We start from the raw sequence: 18478 nt of genomic DNA, 5'->3' as shown, positions 1-18478 counted from the left end.
GATGCTGATGCTGATGCTGATGCTGATGCTGATGCTGATGCTGATGCTGATGCTGATGCTGATGCTGATGCTGATGCGGATGCGGATGCCGATGCCGACGCTGATGCTGATGCTGATGCTGATGCTGATGCAGATGCTGATGCGGATGCGGATGCGGATGCCGATGCCGATGCCGACGCTGATGCGGATGCTGATGCTGATGCTGATGCTGATGCTGATGCTGATGCTGATGCTGACGCCGATGCTGATGCCGATGCCGACTCTGACGTCGACGCCCATGACGATGTTGCGACGGCCAAGCTCGAACTGAGCCCGCGCGACCTCGGCACCACGGAAGAATCCGGCTCGGACACGCTGCTCCTGCGCATAGGCGAGGTTTCCGAATCGCACTACTTCACCATCGACGACGGCACGACGGGCGACCTGTCGTTCTCGTTGGATGGCGGCAGCCTGCTGGGCGTGCTGGGTGGGGCTTTCGTCACCCTCCAAGTCATGCAAGACGGTGAGTGGGTGAATGTTTCCGAGACCCGGGATGCCAACCTGATCGACTTGCTCGGCCTGTTCGGTGACGAGATGCGGGTCGAGGCGCACGATTTGCCCGCTGGCCAGTACCGCGTGGTCTATGGCGGCAACGGCTTGGCTTCGCTCGTGCAGCAAGCCGACTGGAGCATGACGCTGGATCGGACGAGCCTCGTCGAGTTCGACGTGACCAATGTCGAGCCTGCGTCCGGCAATCTGCTCACGGATCCCGGCCCAGGCGGATCGCCCGATGACCTTGGTCCGGATGACGCAGCCGTGCTGCAGGTCAAGAACGCGGATGGCGATTATGTGACGCCCGATGCCGCCGGCACGGTGATCGCCGGCCTGTACGGTACGCTGACCGTCATGCCCGACGGCAGCTATACCTACCAGCCCAACGCCGACAACGCTGCAAACGTGGGCAAGGTCGACGTCTTCGATTACAAGCTGGTGCATCCGAACGGCAGCGAAGACGAGGCCAAGCTCTATGTGCGCCTGGACAGCGACCAGGTCGAACTGGAGTGGGACGATGCGAATCCTGGCCAGGATGCGGTCGTCACGCCTGCGGCGGCGGACTCGGGCGACGCGTCGGTGATCGTCGAGAACACGGTCGAGCAGGTGGACCAAGCCGATGTCATCGAGTACTCGTGGGCGCTCGGCGCGCTTGGCATCGTCCTGGGCAACACTTCGGGCACCCATGTGTTCACGGTTGAAGAGGGAACGACGTCCTCGGTCGACCTGGACATCACGGGTTCTGGCCTGGCGTCGTTGCTCAACGGGCTCAAGTTCACGCTCGAGTCCAAGGACGAGGGCGGCAATTGGGTGAAGGTTGGCGGTTCGGAAGCGGGCGGCCTGATCGACCTGATTGGCCTCCTGCCGACGCGCATCACGGCACACATCGACGACCTGCAGCCGGGCGAGTACAGGCTGATCGTGGAGAACGCCTCCGCCATCACGTTGCCGGGCTCGGTGAGCGTGGACATGACGCAACACGTGACGCATTACGACCAGGTAAGCGTCGGTGGCGTCACGCCGGCCGAAGGCAACGTACTCGAGGCTTCGGGCATCGATACGTCGGTCGACGGTCCGGTCGCGGTCAGCGTCAAGGACGGTGCTACCGTCAAGTTCCCCGGCGTCGATCCGGTCGTGCTGGAAGGCGACTATGGCACCCTGACCATGAACGCGGACGGTAGCTGGACGTACGAGCCGAAGGCGGATATCAACGCCATCGAACAGGCCGACGTATTCACGTACCAGCTGCACTTCGCCAACGGCCAGGTGTCGGAAGGCACGATCACCGTCAACATCGGCGAGACGAACAACACGCAGCCTGCACCGGGGTCAGAGTCCGGCGACGAGCTCATCGTCGCGCATTCGGTGCCGCTCGATGGCCTGGACGATGACGGTGACGATGCGGACGACGACCAGGGCGATGAAGATGATGTCGCGTTGGAAGATGTGTTGAAGCCTGAGGCGGATCCGGTCGAGTCGTATCTCGCCGGGGAGTCCAGCGAAGGCCCGGCCATCGCGTCGGCCTCCACCGAGACTGAGCCGTCTGTGATAGCCTCCGCGTATACGGAGGATCCGGAAGACCAGGCGTGGTCTCAGCATGATGTGTCGGGCATCTGATCGTCGCGCCGATCGTTGATCCGATGAGCGGCCGGTCCTGGGGTTCCAGGGCCGGCCGTTCGCGTCAGAAGTTGCCGGGAGTATTCATGAGAGGTTCATGCCGCGCGGCCTTGCTCGTGGCCGGGCTGTTGTCTGTCAGGCTTGCCGACGCGGCTGACGCGGGCGCGCAGGGCGCCATGCATGGCTGGGCAGGCCCGCAGGCAGCCACGGGCGCCGCCCGCGCGCAAGCCGCGCCCGCCGGGCGTTGGGTCATCGAGAAGCGAGTGTACGTCCCTTCATCGTCGATGAACGGGGTGGTGGAGGGGCCGCCTCTCGGATCCCATCGTCCGTTGGTGGCCGGGTCCGCACCGGCGCAGTCGCCCCAGTTGGCCGGGGCACCGGCAGGGGCTTCCGCACCGGCCAACAGCGACAGGCCTGCGGATAAGGTGGCCGAAAAGGCGGCCGATAAACCGGTCGAAAAGTCGGCAGATAAGTCTGCCGAGGACAGGCGCATCGCGCGCCACCCCGATCCCGAACGGCTGGGGCCGCTCGCGCCTTCGGTTGCAGCGAGCCGGTTGGTGCAAAGCCGCCCGAATGCAGGGGTCGTGCTGGCGAGCGAGGTGGCCAAGGGCGGGAACGCTGCCGCGTTGACGCTGGCCGACGTGGCGCGCCAAGCCGTCAGCTGGCATCCGAACATCGCGGAAGCCCTGGGGCGGCTCAATCAAAGCGACGAAGAGATTGCCGTGGCGCGGGCGGGCTACTACCCCCGGGTCTCGACGGGCTTTCGGGCGGGCCGCGACAATACCAACGCTTCGGCCGATAGCCAGATCCGCCGCCTGAGCGTGTCGGCGTCGCAGATGCTGTACGACTTCGGCAAGGTCAGCAGCAGCGTTTCTGCCGCGCAGGCCGCCGCACGCGTGAGCCAGGCGCGGGTGTCGATGGCCGTCGAGCAGGTCGCGGCCGAGGCCGCCAGGGCGGCCATCGAAGTCAAGCGCTATGAGGAGCTCGAGGCTGCCGCGCGCGACCAGGTAAAAGGGGTCTCCGAGATTAGCCAGCTGGTCAAGACACGCCATGAGAGCGGCGCGAGCACGCGTTCGGACGTCATGCAGACGCAATCCCGTGTCTCGGCATCGCAGTCCATTGCGCTGCAATACGCGTCGCAGCTGGCGCGTTGGCGCGGCGTGCTGCGCACGCTGCTGGGCGTAGCCACGCTGCCCCAGCTCTCCGTCGACCGTACGCCGGAGCTGGAGGGCGCCTGCAGGGCGGACGAGCTCGATTGGTCCGAGGTTCCGGCCTTGAAAGTTGCGGAAGCGGAACACGAGCGGGCGAAGGCGCTGCTGGAGGCGGCACGCGCCAACCGCTGGCCCACGCTTTCCCTGGACGCCGGCGTAGGGCGCGCGTTCAACGGCAATGCGACGCGCCGGGACGATTTCATGCTCGCGCTGAACGTGTCCATGGACGTGTACCAGGGCGGCGCGCTCAGCGCCCGCAGCGCAGCTGCCGAACACGCCCTGCGCGCTGCGGACGCGGCGCGCGACAACGCCCGGCTCTCCGTGATGCAGGCCTTGACGGAAGCCCGCGAGCAAACCTCCGGGCTGGCCGACCGCCTGGCTGTGCTGGACGGCCGGCGTCAATCCATCGGCGAAGCCAAGGAGCTATATCGCCAGCAATACCTGGCGCTGGGAACGCGCTCGCTGATCGATCTGCTGAACGCGGAGCAGGAGTTCCACCAGTCGCGCTTCGATCAAATCAACACGAAGTACGAGCTGCTGGAGTTGAGTTTGGATTGTCTCTATGCCACGGGCGCGATGCGCCGGGCGTTTGGCCTGGAAGATGCCGTGCGCGTGGCCGGGAATGCCTATGATGAATAACACCAGCGCAGTGCAGGATCCGGCGGCGGCCGGCGGCGAGGCTCCGCAGCCCGGGGCCGAGCATCGGGAACGCGCCTGGCGAGAGGCGGTGCTCGCGGTCGCCCGGCATTACCGGCTTCCGTGTTCGCCCGAGTCGCTGCGCATTGCCCGCAGGTGGGCGGATGAAGGGCAGGACGAAGAGCAGGCCCTGCGCGATCTTGCCCGCCGGGCCGGGCTGGGTTTGTCGTTGGTGCGGGATCCCGAGGCACTGGAAGCGATTTCCACCTGGCGCCTGCCGGTGACGGTGAGGACCCGTGACGGCCAGGTGGGCGTACTCGAGGCCATCGCCTCCGACGGAACGGCCAGCATCGCATACAGTGGCGACGATGGGCAACGCACGCGCGTCGCGCTGGATGCCTTGCAGTCCCAAGTCGAATGGGTGGCCGTGATGCGCCCGCTCGGCGGGGTGCCGGATGCGCGCGTCGATGCGTACATCGCACCCTACAAGCCTCATTGGCTGCGCGCCATCGTCCTGGGGGACATGCGGCCCTATTGGCACATCATGGCCGGGTCGCTGGTCGCCAACATCCTGACGCTCTCCACCGTGCTGTTCTCCATGCAGGTGTACGATCGGGTGGTGCCCGCCAGTTCGATGCCGACGCTGTACGTTCTGTTCATCGGCGTGCTGGTGGCCTTGGGCTTCGATTTTGTGTTGCGGCGCGTGCGCAGCACCGTGACCGACCTGCTCGGCAAGCGCGCCGACATGCGCATTTCGGACCGCGTGTTCGGCCATGCGCTGCGCGTGCGCAATACCGCCCGGCCGGCTTCGACCGGCACCTTCATCTCGCAATTGCGCGACCTCGAGTCCATACGCGAGATGATGACGTCCACGACGGTGACGGCGATTGCCGACGTGCCGTTCTTCATCTTGTTCTTGGTCGTGTTCTGGCACCTCGCCGGATCCCTGGTGGCGGTTCCGCTCGCGGCCATGGTGCTGATGGTCGCGCCCGGCTTGCTCGCCCAGCGGCGCCTGCGCGAGTATGCCCAGACGGCTACGCGCGAGGCTTCGCTGCGGCATGCGATGCTGGTGGAGGCGGTGCAGGGCAACGAAGACATCAAGACCATGCAGGCCGAGGACCGCTTCCAGCACCTCTGGAACCACTACAACGCGGTCACGGCCGAGGCCAACCTGAAAACGCGGTCCTTGACCAACACGCTGGTGGGTTGGTCCCAGACCGTGCAGACCGGCGTGTTTGCGACCGTGATCTTCTTTGGCGCGCCGCGCGTCATCGACGGTGACATGACCACGGGCGTGCTGGTGGCGGCTTCCATTCTTTCCTCGCGGATGATGGGCCCCATGGCGCGCGTGGCGCAGCTGCTGGGCAAGTGGCAGCAAGCCAAGCTCGGCATGAATAGCGTGGACCAAATCATGCAGCTGCCGGTGGACCAGCCCGAGCACGAGCAGCGCATCCACCGCCCGGCGATCCAAGGTGCCTTCCAGTTCGACGGTGCGGCGTTCCGCTACACCCCCGATAGCCCGATCATCCTGCAGGTGAAGAACCTGCGCATCCAGCCGGGCGAGCGCATCGCGGTGCTGGGGCGCAATGGCGCGGGCAAGTCGACCTTGCTGCAAGCCATGGCCGGCCTGCTCGAGCCCGCTTCGGGCGAGGTGTTGCTCGACGGCGTGCGGCTGTCGCACATCGATCCGGCGGACGTGCGGCGGGACATCGGCATCCTGACCCAGAATGCGCGGCTGTTCCACGGCACCTTGCGCGACAACCTGGTGCTGGGTGCCCCGCGCACGAGCGACGAGCGCATCCTGCAGGTGCTCGAGTGGACCGGCGCGCTGAATTACTTGCGCCGGCTTCCGAAAGGGCTCGACCACATGGTGCAGGAAGGCGGCGTGGGGCTCTCCGGCGGGCAGCGGCAGAGCCTGCTGCTGGCGCGCCTGCTGCTGCGTGATCCGCGCGTGTTGTTGCTGGACGAGCCGACCGCAAGCATGGACGAAACGACGGAGAAGCGCTTCATTCGCCACCTGGCTTCGCTCGAGGCTGGACGCACGCTGGTCGTGGCGACGCACAGGACGAGCCTGTTGAGCGTGGTCCAGCGCATCATCGTGGTGGACAACGGCGCGATTGCCTTGGACGGCCCCAAGGAAGAAGTGATCGCGGAGTTGAACCGCCGGTCCAAGGCGCGCCTGGCGGCGATATAAAGCACGCAAGGGATGGTCATGAAGAGCATAGCGCTCCCCTCTTTTCTCTCGTTTCCCTCCTTCGGCGGCGCACCGCGCAAGCGCCGTGGCATGGATGCCCATGGGGACGGCGATGATGCGGTCATCGTGCGCTCGGAACGCATCATATGGGTGATCGTCACCCTGTTTGCCGTGCTGCTCGTGTGGAGCTTTTTCGGCGTGATCGACGAGGTATCTTCGGGCACTGGCAAGGTCATCCCCACCTCGCGCGAACAAGTCATCCAGTCGCTCGAAGGCGGCATCCTGGCCGAATTGAACGTGGCCGAAGGCGATATCGTCGAGCAGGGCCAGGTGCTCGCGCAGCTCGACCCCACCAAGATCGGATCCAACGTGGAGGAGAGCGCGGCGCGCTATCGCGCGGCGCTCGCGAGCGTGGCCCGCCTGCGCGCGGAGGTGGATGAAACCCGGCCCCGCTTTCCGGACGAGCTCAAGCCCTATCCCGAGCTGATCGCCGCCGAGTCGCAGCTGTTCGAGGCGCGCAAGCGCAGCCTGGAGCAGTCGGTGGCCTTGGTGCAGCAGTCGCTGCAGCTGGTCCGGCGCGAGCTGGCGATGACTGAATCGCTGGTGAAGGCCGGGGCGGCGAGCGATGTGGAAGTCATCCGCCTGCGGCGCCAGGCTGCCGACCTCGAGCTCAAGATCAGCGAACTGCGCTCCGAGTACCGTGTGCGTGCACGCGATGAGCTCACCAAGGCGCAGGCCGAGGTCAAGGCGTTGTCGTCGGTGGTGAAAGGGCGCGCGGATTCGCTCACCCGGCTGACGCTGCGCTCGCCGGTGCGCGGCGTGGTCAAGCAGATCAGCGTCACGACCAAAGGCGGCGTGGTGCCGCCCAATGGGATGCTGATGGAGATCGTGCCGGTGGAAGACCAGCTGCTGGTGGAGGCGCGGATTTCGCCGCAGGACATCGCCTTCATCCACCCCGGCCAGGAGGCGACGGTCAAGATCACCGCCTACGATTATTCCGTGTATGGCGCCTTGGACGGCGTCGTGACCACGATCTCGCCGGACACCATCCAGGACGAGGTCAAGCCCGAGGTCTACTATTACCGGGTATTCATCCGGACTTCCACCGACGCCCTGGTCAATAAGGCCGGCAAACGGTTTCCCATCGTACCGGGGATGATCGCGACGGTGGACATCCGGACGGGCCAAAAGACGGTTTTCGAGTATTTGATCAAACCCATGAACCGCGCGCGCGAGGCGCTGCGCGAGCGCTGACGAATCCGGCACCGCGCTCGATGGAAACCGATGGGATGGCGGGAGAAACGGTCTTGCGGGAACCCCCTTCGTCGTACCGGGTCGGCATGCTCCGCTATGCCGCCCGCCCGTTTTCCGAGATCGGGCACATTGCGCGCCTGTGTGCGGACGAGGGCATAGCAGTCTGCTATTTCAGCTATCGGGACCTTGCCGTCGGCGCGACGCGCGCGCGCGGTTTCTTGTTCCGCGATGGGGCCTGGGTCGAGGGCGAGTACGAGCTGCCCGTCGTCATCGACAACGCGCCGCCCACCTCCGCTTCGCAATTGAGACTGTGGCAGGATCTCAAGCAGCGAGCGCGCCTGACCACGCCGCTGTTGGGCGGCAAGCGCGCCGTCCTGCGCATCCTGGGCACGGATCCCCGCACGCTCGCCCTGTTGCTGCCCTATGGTTCGATCGAACCGCGGGACTTGCTCGAGCGCCTGCGCGACGGGGCCATGGTGCTCAAGCCGTACGTGGGCAGCCGGGGGCGTGGGATTTTCGTGGCCGAACGGGTAGACGGCGGGATTCGCTTGGCGAGCGATGCCGGCGTCGAGCTTCTCGATGAAGCCGCCTTTCTGGCACGCGCCGAGCAGTTCAAGGCCCGCGGCTACATGATGCAGGAGTATTTCGCCAGCCGCACGCAGGCCGGCCCCTTCGACGTGCGCGTGCCGCTGTTCCGCGGCGCGGGCGGGCGGTGGACGGCTGCGGCCATGTACGTCCGGGCGAGCGGCAACCGCGTCACCTCCAATTTGGCCACTGGCGGCCAGCAGCACGATCCGCGCACATTCCTGGCCACGCAATACAGCCGCACGCAGGTGCATGATTTGATGGTGCGGCTGGAAGAGGCCGCTTATCGCGTGGCGGAGGTCCTGTCTGCCCGCCACGGTGAGGCGCTGGATGCGCTCGGCTGCGACTTCGGCATCCAGGATGGCGAGCTGCGCCTGTTCGAAGCGAATAGCTATCCGGGGCTCAAGGGATGCCTGGAGACGGCGGCGCCCATCAAGCTCGATTACTACAAGTACCTGCTCGGCATCGAGACCGGCCCGGCGATTGAAGCGGCGACGCCCGAGAACCGCGAAACCCTGCGCAGCATCATGCGCGAGGGCGCCAATACCTACGTCAACTCATACTACCTTGCCCCCCGCGCCGGCAATCCAATCTATCGCATGCTGCGCGTGGAGGGAGAGCGGCGGGGGCTGTCGTTTTCCATGGCGGGCAACACCCACGTCGAGCTTTCGGCAGGAGAGGGGCCGCCATGCGTGTTCTCGCCCAACAGTCCGGACGTGTCGGTGGCATTGCGCGCCATCACCTTGAACAAGGCGGCCACGAAGAAAGTCTTGGCGGGTGCGGGCATTCCGGTGCCGGAAGGACGCGTCTTCGACGACTTCGATGCCGCGCTGGCCTACTTCCGCTCGCGGGTGGGCGTCGCGCCGCAGGTGGTCAAGCCGCTCAAGGGCTCGGGTGGCAAGGGCGTGACGGCCAACGTCGCCACGGAGGAAGATTTCCGCTACGCGTGGCATGCCGCCCGGGGAAAGAGCAAGGTGGTCGAAGACTTCGTCGTCGGCGATGAAGTGCGCATCTTCGTCGTGGAAGGGCGGGTCGCGGCCGCTGTCTGCCGCCTGCCTGCCCACGTGATCGGGGACGGCCGCAGCACCATCGCCCAGCTGATTGCGCGCAAGAACGAAGCGCGCAAACGTAATCCAGTCTTCAGGCTGTATCCCATCGAGGCGCTCGACTACCTGCATCGCATCGACCGCCGGCCGCTCGACGCGGTGCCTGCCGCCGGAGAGTACGTGCGCCTGGGCACGACCTCCAACGTGGGCCAAGGCGGCGAGAGCGTCGCCGTGCTGGACGTCCTGCATCCTTCCATTCTCCGCATGGCGGAGGCGTGCTGGCGCGCATTGCCGGGCGCCATCCAGGTTGGGCTGGACGTGATCATCCGCGACTTCCGTGCCGATGCCGGGGACGGTAATGCCTGGGTGATCGAAGTAAATTCAGATCCCGCCGTCGCCACCCCGTGCTTCCCCGCCTACGGCCGTCCGGCCGCCGACCTGCCTGCCCGCCTGGCAGAAGTGGCCGTGGCACGCCTGCGCGCGAACCGGGAGATGCTGGCCGAGGCGCCGACCATCCGCCCGGCGCGCCTCTATCGCTCGCCTTGCGACGGCGCGTCGCTGGCGCGCGATTATTCGCTGCAGCGCGTGTTGCTCAAGCAGGCGGCCTACGCCCGGAATCTCGAATGCACCTCGGTGAACGCCGTGGTCACCATCATCTCGGCGGGAGAGGCCCGGCTCGGCTTTGCGCACGGCATGCCCCACCTGACCAGCCATGTCGCCCGCCGCGCGACGAACGACAAGAGTTGGACCAAGCGGCTGCTCGCGGCGGCGGGGATATCGACGCCCGAAGGCCGGGTCTTTCCCATCGACAAGGCGGAGGAGGCGTGGAAGTACGCGCGCCGGCTGGGGAGGCCGGTCGTGGTCAAGCCGCTCGTCGGCTCCGGCGGCCTAGGGGTGACCTCCGACATCCGCACCCGGGAGCACTTCGATGCGGCGTGGCTGATGGCGCGGGACGTCCGGGCTTCCGAGGTCATTGTGGAAGGATATTGGGCCGGCAATGATTACCGCGTGTTCGTGATCGGCAATGCCATCTGTACGGTCACGCAGCGCGTGCCTGCCTACCTCACGGGCGACGGCATCCATACCATCGACGAGCTGGTCGAGCTGAAGAACCAAGCGCGGCAGCACAACCCCTTTCTTGGCGCCAAGCCCATCGTGTTGACGCCGATGATGCGGCGCAATCTCGCGGCCCAGGGCTTGAGCGGGGATTCGCGTCCGGCAGCGGGGCAGCACGTGCCCTTGCATTCGATCGCGAACATCGGCTCGGGCGGCGAAAGCCGCGATGTGACTGATGCGGTTCACCCCGATTGGGCGCCGATCGCGGTGCGCGCGCGGCAGGCGGTGTTCAACCCCTTCCATGCCGGCCTGGACCTGATCGCCGAAGACATTTCCCGTTCGCCCCACGAGCAGGCCTGGACCATCATCGAAGTCAACACGAACAACGAGTTCGGCCTGCAGCATTTCCCGTTGGAAGGGCCCGCCCGAGACGTCGCGGGCGCGTTGCTGGAGGCGTATTTCCCGCAGCTGCGGCCGGACGAGCGGCAGGAGCGGGCGGTGCGCGTGGTGGTCGAGGGCCGCACGCGGGGCGCGGATTTCCGCCGCTGGGCGTGGAAGCAGGCCAGCGTGCACGGCATGCGCGGCTGGGTACGGCACACCGATGACGGCAGACTCGAGGCCGAGCTCGCGGGCGCCCCGCACGCGGTCTCCCATCTGTTGGAGCTGATCGCCAAGAGGCTGCCTTCCGCGCAGGCGCGGGGGGTGTCGGTCGAACCTATTGCCCGCATAGATGCCGACGATGTGCAATTACGCTGAACGCTCGTCCCAGGGCGGTGCGCTGCGGCGCGCCGGAGGGCTGGCACTGCTGCTGGCGGCGCTGTGGAGTGCCTCGGCCTGGGCTTGCCAGCGGCAAGGCAATGTGCGCCCGGTCCCTCCCGGGCTCGACCAGGCGCGCCAGGCCGGCGCCGTGACCCTCTATTTTTCCGATGCCGACATCCGGCGTGCGCCCCATGCCGACGATCGGGACGGAGACGGCCAGGCCGACAAGATCCAGGACATGGCCGTGCAGTTGCAGGCCGCAGCCACGTTGTACAACCATTTTTTCCAGACTTCGGGCGTGGCGGCGTTTCCCCGCTACCGCGACGTGGTGGCCATCCAGGCGTTCGTGCTGGCCAAGCAGAAGTACAACGGCGAGGCCTTTAGCGAACCGTATTTCGATCCGGGTGCGCGCGGCTGCGTGTTGCGGTTCCACGTGTCCGCAGCGCTGCAACCACGCAACCTAACGCCTGCGCACGAACTTTTCCACCTCTATCACTACGCCCATACGCCCATCCAGCGCGCCTGGTTGCGCGAGGGCACGGCCCGTTGGGCGGAGGCCGCCTTTCGCAAGGGCGTGGGGGCGGCCCAGCCGTTGCCGGCCACGAGCGAAGCGCTGCTCGCCGTCACGCGCGAGAGCTATCGGGCCGGTTTGATGTGGAATCGATTGGCTGCCCTGCTGGACCCGGCGGGGCGATTCGAGATACCGGCGGCCGCGGCCCGGCTGCGGTACGTGGATGGCACGCCGGTCATTCCGGACGACCGCCTGCATGGCGTCGCCTTCATGCGGGATTTATTCCGCGCCTTGCGCGCGGAGAGCGAGCGCATCGGGCGCGAGCGCGGCCGCTCGCCTTCGGAATGGACGCGTGCGCAGCGGCACGACGCTGCCCTGGATGCGGTGATCTGGTCTGTCGTGCAGCGCGTGGCGGGCGAGCACGCCGCGCGGGCGCCGGCTTCTGAAGAGCTGCGCCGCTTCTTGCAGCTCAAGCTCCAACCGGCGCCGGCGGAGAAGCGTTGAGCTTTTAGGACTGGATAAGCCCGGTCATGGGCGAGCTCGGCGACGCACTGTACAGCTTCTTGGGCATGCGTCCCGCCAGGTAGGCTTCGCGCCCGGCCTCGACGCCTTTCTTCATCGCGCTGGCCATCAGCACAGGGTCCTTGGCGGCGGCGATGGCGGTATTCATCAGCACGCCGTCGCAGCCCAGCTCCATCGCCACCGTCGCGTCCGAAGCCGTGCCCACGCCGGCATCCACGATGATGGGTACCTTGGCCTGCTCGATGATGAGGCGCAGGTTCCACGGGTTGAGGATGCCCATGCCCGAGCCGATCAGCGAAGCCAGCGGCATGACCGCGACGCAACCGATCTCTTCCAGCATGCGTGCCTGGATGGGATCGTCGGTGCAGTACACCATGACCTTGAAGCCCTCCTTGACGAGCGTTTCCGCCGCCTTGAGGGTCTCGGGCATGTTGGGGAACAAGGTATGCGGGTCGCCCAGCACCTCGAGCTTGACCAGGTCGTGCCCGTCGAGCAGTTCGCGCGCCAGGCGCAGTGTGCGCACGGCCTCTTCGGCGGTGTAGCAGCCGGCGGTGTTGGGCAGGATGGTGTATTGGCTCGGCGGCAGGTAGTCGAGCAGGCTGGGTTCGTTGGCGTTCTGGCCGATGTTGGTGCGGCGGATGGCCACGGTGACGATTTCGGCGCCGCTGGCGTCGATGGCCGCCTTGGTCTGTTCGAAGTCTTTGTACTTGCCGGTGCCGACGAGCAGGCGCGAGGAATAGGCCTTGCCGGCAAGGGTGAAGGTGTCTGTCATGGTTGAATCCTGAATGCGGGATGTATGCGGTGTCTCATGGGGGCGTGCGGCCGGCGCGGCCGGGCTGGCCGTGGGGCACACCGGCAGCGGGCCGGGTCCTGGCCGGGCCGGGACCCCGGTTTCGCCACCGCACGCTTGCGCGGGCGCAGGGCGCCGTCATAGCTACACTGCATCCAGTGTATCAAGGCGCCCCGCGCGCTCCGGCGCGCCTCATGAGCGGTGATAGATCTCCGCGCCTTTCTTGACGAACTCCACGGCCTTCTCTTGCATGCCCTTGGAGAGGGCCTCGGTTTCGCTCAGGCCCTGCTGCTCGGCGTATTCGCGCACGTCCTGCGTGATCTTCATGCTGCAGAAGTGCGGGCCGCACATGGAGCAGAAGTGCGCGACTTTCATCGAGTCCTTGGGGAGGGTCTCGTCGTGGAAGTCCTTGGCGGTATCCGGGTCTAGGCCGAGGTTGAACTGGTCTTCCCAGCGGAACTCGAAGCGCGCCTTCGACAGCGCATTATCGCGAATCTGCGCGCCGGGGTGCCCCTTGGCGAGGTCCGCGGCATGGGCGGCGATCTTGTAAGTAATGATGCCGTCCTTGACGTCCTTCTTGTTCGGCAGGCCCAGGTGTTCCTTGGGCGTGACGTAACAGAGCATGGCCGTGCCGTACCAGCCGATCTGCGCGGCGCCTATGCCCGAGGTGATGTGGTCGTAGCCGGGCGCGATGTCGGTGGTCAAGGGGCCGAGCGTGTAGAAGGGGGCCTCATGGCAGTATTCCAGCTGCAGGTCCATGTTTTCCTTGATCATGTGCATGGGCACGTGGCCCGGGCCTTCGATCATGACCTGCACATCGTGCTTCCATGCGATCTGCGTCAGCTCGCCCAGGGTGCGCAGTTCCGAGAGCTGCGCTTCGTCGTTGGCATCGTAGATCGAGCCGGGGCGCAGGCCGTCGCCGAGCGAGAAGCTCACGTCATAGGCCTTCATGATTTCGCAGATCTCTTCGAAATGCTCGTACAGGAAGCTTTCCTTGTGATGGGCGAGGCACCACTTGGCCATGATGGAGCCGCCGCGCGAAACGATGCCCGTCATGCGCTTGGCGGTGAGCGGCACGTAGGCCAGGCGCACGCCGGCGTGGATGGTGAAGTAGTCCACCCCTTGCTCGGCCTGCTCGATGAGCGTGTCGCGGAAGATTTCCCAGGTCAGCTCCTCGGCCTTGCCGTCGACCTTCTCCAGCGCCTGGTAGATGGGCACCGTGCCGATGGGTACCGGGGAATTGCGGATGATCCACTCGCGCGTCTCGTGGATGTGCTTGCCGGTGGAGAGGTCCATGACCGTATCGCCGCCCCAGCGGATGGCCCAGGTCATCTTCTCGACTTCCTCCGCGATGGACGAGGTGACGGCCGAGTTGCCGATGTTGGCGTTGACCTTCACCAGGAAATTGCGGCCGATGATCATCGGCTCGCTTTCCGGGTGGTTGATGTTGGCAGGAATGATGGCGCGGCCGCGCGCGACTTCGTCGCGCACGAATTCCGGCGTAATGCGTTCGGGTATGGACGCGCCGAAAGACTGGCCGGGATGCTGCCGGCACAGTAGTTCCGCCATGCGCTGGCCCTGCGGGCCGCTTGCGCGCAGCGACTCGAGGTACTTCTCACGCCGCAGGTTCTCGCGGATGGCCACGAATTCCATCTCGGGCGTGATGATGCCGCGGCGGGCATAGTGCATCTGCGTCACGTTCGCACCGGGCTTGGCGCGGCGGGGGGCGCGGTGCAGGTTAAAGCGCAGCTCGGCCAGCTTGGGGTCGGCCAGGCGCTGGCGGCCGTACTCGCTGCTCGGGCCGTCGAGCTGGACCGTGTCGCCGCGCTCCTCGATCCATTTCTCGCGCAGCGGCGGCAGGCCCGACCGGATGTCGATCTTCACGTCCGGATCGGTATAAGGGCCGCTCGTGTCGTAGACGGTAATGGGCGGATTCTTCTCGCCGCCGAACGAAGTCGGCGTGTCAGATTGCTCGATTTCCCGGAAAGGCACGCGGATGTCGGGCCGCGACCCCTGTTCGTAAATCTTGCGGGACTTGGGCAGCGGCTGGATGGCGGCTTGGTCGACCTGCGCCGTCGCTGCGAGGAACTTGGGATTGGCGTTCATGGGAGCTCCAAGGAAAAAGGTTTCCGGAGCCGAACGAAGGAAGGAATTTTCCGGGAGTGCCACGGCCGAGACGGCCAGGCGGCGGGTAGAGCTGGCGGCCTGGCGGGAGCCTGGCCGGGAACGGAGTTCCGCCGGAAAACGCTCCCTGCATCGGCATTATCCGTACAGGTGCTGAGGGTTTCATCTCAACCCATCACCGGCCGTTCCGGCGATGAGTACCCCTGCGTCGCGGGTGTAAGTATAGGCGGGCGGCGGGGATTGTCCAATGCGGGCAAGTTCTGCGCCGCAGCATGGGCGTAAGTGGAGCAAACGCTCGAGCGTTTCAGGGGATACTCACGAGGGGCCGTTAACCTGGCCATCCGCAAATTAAGAGAACACCTGAATCTGGCAGAATGGGCCTATCCCCTGGTGCGCCTGAGGGCGGGGTGCTTGGCCAAGCGGTTGCGAGGTACTGGTTCTTGGGCTGCGGGGCGTCACCCGATTGGCCACCACACCAAGCCATTGCCAATCTTTGGCAATGGCCTGGTCGCAGCTAACATTGGCTACTGCTTTTTAATTCCCGATTTTTCTATTAACCGTTCAAACATCTTTATATCTTTCTGAATTTGAACCTTGAACTCCTCAGGAGTCCCTCCAATCGGCGTATAACCCAACGTCTTGAAACGTTCGCCGAGGTCTCCTTTTAATGCTTTGTTGATGGCAGCGTTCAGGCGCTCGATTGCCGCCTGCGGCATGCCGGCGGGCCCAAAGAGGCCAGTCCATGTGCTAAGTTCGAGATCTCCAAAACCGATTTCGGTCGTGGTGGGCACGTCAGGCAATATCGCAGACCTTTCTTTTCCAGCGATGGCCAGGGCGCGAATGCGGCCCGACTCCACATAAGGTTTGACCTCGGACGCTGCGGCAAACATCATGTCGATATGACCTGCAAGAAGATCGTTCATGGCGGGAGCGCCGCCTTTATAGGGTACATGAACCAACTCTAGCCCATTTTGATCGGCGAAGAGGACACCCCCTAAATGATGAGGAGTTCCTTCGCCACCCGAGCCATAATTCAATTTACCCGGATTGCGCTTCGCGTCAGCGACGAGAGCTGCCACCGTTTTATACTTGGAATTGCTCCGCACCACGAGAACACGAGGCGCCGTAACCACATTGGCAATTGGCGCGAAATCCTTCTCTGAGTCATACGGCAGGGACTTGAACAGACTAGGGTTTGTGGCGATGAAGGCGGCGGGTGATATGGCGAGCGTATAACCGTCGGCTGGAGCATTTACAACATAGCTAAGGCCGATAATTCCTGATCCGCCCGGGCGATTGCTCACGACAAACGATTGGCCCAAAATCTTGGAGAGTTGCTCAGCAAGTGCGCGAGCAACGATATCGTTACTGCCCCCCGGCGCTATCGGTACTACGACATCGACTGGACGAGTAGGATAGGAATCTTGAGCAGCCTGCGCTGCGCCTCCCAACAGCAAAAGAACAGGTATTAGCGTACGGAACAAGCTTCTCATACGTGTCTCCTCTTACGATTCTATATAGCCACGCTTCACCGTGATTTGATGGGCAGGTCGGTTGATTTACCCCTTCTTTTTGTTTGAACGTTAATAGTGTTTGTTCAGCACCCGAATATGGTTCGCACCAACGTCTCGAATTGAGCGAACTCCCATTAGGTTCATGGTTCTAGAAATCTCATCATTCAGAATTTCGAATACACGCGCCGCGCCGATCTTACCGGCGGCAGCTAGTCCGAAAAGCGGTGCCCGCCCTAGCATGACTGCCGTTGCCCCGAGTGCGAGAGCTTTTAGAATGTGTGACCCCCTTCGAAATCCTCCGTCTACAATAACCGTCGGACTCGCACCCAATGAGGCTCGAATGTCCTGAAGTGCTTCTATCGTGGAGTAGGTTCCATCAAGCTGGCGTCCGCCGTGGTTTGATACCACAATGCCCTCAATTCCTTCCTCGAGGGCCTGTTTCGCATCTTCCGGTGTAAGCACGCCTTTTATTAGCATCGGACCTTTCCAGCGTTGGCGAATAGACCTAACCTCTTTCCAAGAAAAGTTTGGATTGCGCTGGGCACGGGTAAAGTCGGCAAGTTGTTTGGCCGTAGCTGTAGGCCCAAGAAACTCAGAGAGGTTTTCGACGCGCGGCATGCCACCGCGTAGCCAAACGGAAGCTAGCCAGTGCGGGTGTAGTAATCCGTCAAGAATAATTCGTGGTGTAAGTTTGACTTGATGGGCAAACTGGTTACGCAAATCGCGTTCGCGCTTACCCGGAACGAGTGAATCGACGGTAATTATTAAGGCTTTATAACCTGCGATCTCTGCGCGTTCCACTAGCCGACTTACCAATTTTGCATCGCCCCAGGGATAAAGTTGAAACCACTTGGTTCCGGGGGTGCAAGTTGCTATCCGTTCTAGAGTATGGTTGGCGGCAGTGGAGACCGAAAAAATTGTGTTTGCATCGGCACAGGCTTCGGCTAGCGCCAAATCCCCGTCGTGATAAAAAATCCCGTTGAGTCCGGTAGGGGCAACTATATATGGAACAGCAAGGCGTTGCCCAAAAACTTCAATGGACGTATCTGCAGGGAAATTGCCCTGAAGTAGCCTTGGTCGAAGCCCATAGTGGGAAAATATTTCAGTATTTCGATTTAATGTCTCCTCATCTTCGGCTCCACCAACCAAATAATCGTAAATGACCTTAGGAAGTCGCTTCTTCGCTAACGCTTGGACTTCTGCAATGCTTATTGCTTTAATAGTATGCATTCTTGAATCGGAAAGATGAGCTTCGATAAGCTAAGCGTCAGATTCTTAGCGGCCTAACTTCCGGCTGATGTTAGGGTGCGCGCGATCTCTTGGTCAACATTGAATGCACATTCAATGCAGTAACTTCTACGAGGGGAGATAATTTTTCTTATCTCGGAGATGGGAAAAAGCTGTGTTTATGCAACGGGCCAGGGAAGCATGCTTACGTGATAACCCTGTGGCCTTGCTAAGCTAGGAGGTGTGAAGGAGGACGTCAGTCGCGGGACATCCAAGACAACGGCTTTGCCGATTCCTGGAGCCCTCCAAGAAATCGGCTACGTCCGTATGAAGTGCGGCTGTATGCTGCTGTAGGTGCGCCTTTTTGTAGAAATCCGGAACGAGAGTCTCCCGGGCACCCATTTCACCAACAGAATGCCGTCCCGAACATAAGGTGATATTCGTGGGTACCGGCTTTAGTGGTCACATGGTGGTGTTTAGGGTTGGCGAAAACTACATGACGCACTTCTGCCTGCAGGTAGATTGAGGTTTGCAGGTTTGGCCGTAACCAATGGCGATGCCTTGGGATCAGACCATTCAGAGCATGTCTGAAAAACATCAACGTATCGCCGAATGGTACCGTAACAATTGAGCACCCCAGTTAGAATCAAAATCCTGTTCGGCAACCAAGGGCACCCGCATAGGCTTCCATCATGGCACCCGTTGCTGAGACACTCGCTCAGCAGCCTGACCGGTACACGTGTATGCGACATTATTAAATGATTATTCGAGACCAAGTCAGGCATGACATTCATGCGGCGGTACTTAGCCCGACGCGTTACGGCTTGGCATTCGGGAAAAACAGCTGCTGGCCGTCAATCTTGTAGCTGGCAATGGTTTGCTGCCCCGCGGGCGAGATGAC

The 18478-nt window shown here is 63.6% G+C and carries 11 protein-coding genes, 1 pseudogene and 1 riboswitch; of the genes and pseudogenes, 7 read left to right on the top strand and 5 right to left on the bottom strand.

The window, feature by feature from the left end:
* The 7 genes from Q0319_RS19320 to Q0319_RS19290 form a co-directional block, all read left to right on the top strand.
* The coding region (locus Q0319_RS19320; RefSeq protein ID WP_299455303.1) for a hypothetical protein at positions 1-310 on the top strand (310 nt) is incomplete at its 5' end.
* On the top strand, positions 307-2148 hold the full coding sequence (locus Q0319_RS19315) for a BapA/Bap/LapF family large adhesin (protein WP_363322298.1): 1842 nt from the start codon (positions 307-309) through the stop codon (positions 2146-2148). The genes Q0319_RS19320 and Q0319_RS19315, both read left to right, overlap by 4 nt.
* 86 nt (positions 2149-2234) lie before the next feature.
* Positions 2235-3998: a TolC family outer membrane protein gene (locus Q0319_RS19310; RefSeq protein WP_299455297.1), complete on the top strand. Its 1764-nt coding sequence runs from the start codon at positions 2235-2237 to the stop codon at positions 3996-3998.
* Positions 3988-6189: a type I secretion system permease/ATPase gene (locus tag Q0319_RS19305; protein ID WP_299455295.1), complete on the top strand. Its 2202-nt coding sequence runs from the start codon at positions 3988-3990 to the stop codon at positions 6187-6189. Before Q0319_RS19310 ends, Q0319_RS19305 begins: the two co-directional genes overlap by 11 nt.
* Positions 6190-6279: 90 nt before the next feature.
* On the top strand, positions 6280-7443 hold the full coding sequence (locus tag Q0319_RS19300; RefSeq protein WP_299455306.1) for an HlyD family type I secretion periplasmic adaptor subunit: 1164 nt from the start codon (positions 6280-6282) through the stop codon (positions 7441-7443).
* Positions 7444-7478: 35 nt separating this feature from the next.
* On the top strand, positions 7479-10886 hold the full coding sequence (locus Q0319_RS19295) for a YheC/YheD family protein (RefSeq protein ID WP_299455292.1): 3408 nt from the start codon (positions 7479-7481) through the stop codon (positions 10884-10886).
* Positions 10870-11904, top strand: coding sequence for a hypothetical protein (locus Q0319_RS19290; protein ID WP_299455288.1), 1035 nt, complete (start codon positions 10870-10872; stop codon positions 11902-11904). Before Q0319_RS19295 ends, Q0319_RS19290 begins: the two co-directional genes overlap by 17 nt.
* Before the next feature lie 4 nt (positions 11905-11908).
* Here the strand turns inward: Q0319_RS19290 and Q0319_RS19285 are convergent, their stop codons facing one another.
* From Q0319_RS19285 to Q0319_RS19265, 5 genes and pseudogenes are all read right to left on the bottom strand, one after another.
* Positions 11909-12694 (bottom strand): thiazole synthase, encoded by a 786-nt coding sequence (locus Q0319_RS19285; protein ID WP_299455285.1) that lies wholly within the window; start codon positions 12692-12694, stop codon positions 11909-11911.
* A 210-nt stretch (positions 12695-12904) separates the two neighbouring features.
* Positions 12905-14818, bottom strand: coding sequence for a phosphomethylpyrimidine synthase ThiC (gene thiC / locus Q0319_RS19280; RefSeq protein WP_299455282.1), 1914 nt, complete (start codon positions 14816-14818; stop codon positions 12905-12907).
* 125 nt (positions 14819-14943) lie between these two features.
* Positions 14944-15051: riboswitch (TPP riboswitch) on the bottom strand.
* 309 nt (positions 15052-15360) lie between these two features.
* Positions 15361-16329: a tripartite tricarboxylate transporter substrate binding protein gene (locus Q0319_RS19275; protein ID WP_299455279.1), complete on the bottom strand. Its 969-nt coding sequence runs from the start codon at positions 16327-16329 to the stop codon at positions 15361-15363.
* A gap of 90 nt (positions 16330-16419) precedes the next feature.
* Positions 16420-17580: an alpha-hydroxy acid oxidase gene (locus Q0319_RS19270; protein WP_299455277.1), complete on the bottom strand. Its 1161-nt coding sequence runs from the start codon at positions 17578-17580 to the stop codon at positions 16420-16422.
* Positions 17581-18394: 814 nt separating this feature from the next.
* Positions 18395-18478: pseudogene (locus Q0319_RS19265) on the bottom strand (tungsten ABC transporter substrate-binding protein); the annotation flags it as partial.

Source organism: uncultured Pigmentiphaga sp. (assembly GCF_937950555.1).
GTDB lineage: Bacteria > Pseudomonadota > Gammaproteobacteria > Burkholderiales > Burkholderiaceae_B > Pigmentiphaga.
The sequence above is the reverse complement of the archived record's forward strand: the minus strand, read 5'-3'. Positions and strand labels throughout refer to the sequence as shown.

Excerpts from the sequence above, each read along its gene's own strand:
- Q0319_RS19310 (WP_299455297.1), top strand. The coding sequence starts at position 2,235 with ATGAGAGGTTCATGCCGCGCGGCCTTGCTCGTGGCCGGGCTGTTGTCT.
- Q0319_RS19305 (WP_299455295.1), top strand. The coding sequence starts at position 3,988 with ATGATGAATAACACCAGCGCAGTGCAGGATCCGGCGGCGGCCGGCGGC.
- Q0319_RS19300 (WP_299455306.1), top strand. The coding sequence starts at position 6,280 with ATGGATGCCCATGGGGACGGCGATGATGCGGTCATCGTGCGCTCGGAA.
- Q0319_RS19295 (WP_299455292.1), top strand. The coding sequence starts at position 7,479 with ATGGCGGGAGAAACGGTCTTGCGGGAACCCCCTTCGTCGTACCGGGTC.
- Q0319_RS19290 (WP_299455288.1), top strand. The coding sequence starts at position 10,870 with ATGTGCAATTACGCTGAACGCTCGTCCCAGGGCGGTGCGCTGCGGCGC.
- Q0319_RS19285 (WP_299455285.1), bottom strand. The coding sequence starts at position 12,694 with ATGACAGACACCTTCACCCTTGCCGGCAAGGCCTATTCCTCGCGCCTG.
- thiC (WP_299455282.1), bottom strand. The coding sequence starts at position 14,818 with ATGAACGCCAATCCCAAGTTCCTCGCAGCGACGGCGCAGGTCGACCAA.
- Q0319_RS19275 (WP_299455279.1), bottom strand. The coding sequence starts at position 16,329 with ATGAGAAGCTTGTTCCGTACGCTAATACCTGTTCTTTTGCTGTTGGGA.
- Q0319_RS19270 (WP_299455277.1), bottom strand. The coding sequence starts at position 17,580 with ATGCATACTATTAAAGCAATAAGCATTGCAGAAGTCCAAGCGTTAGCG.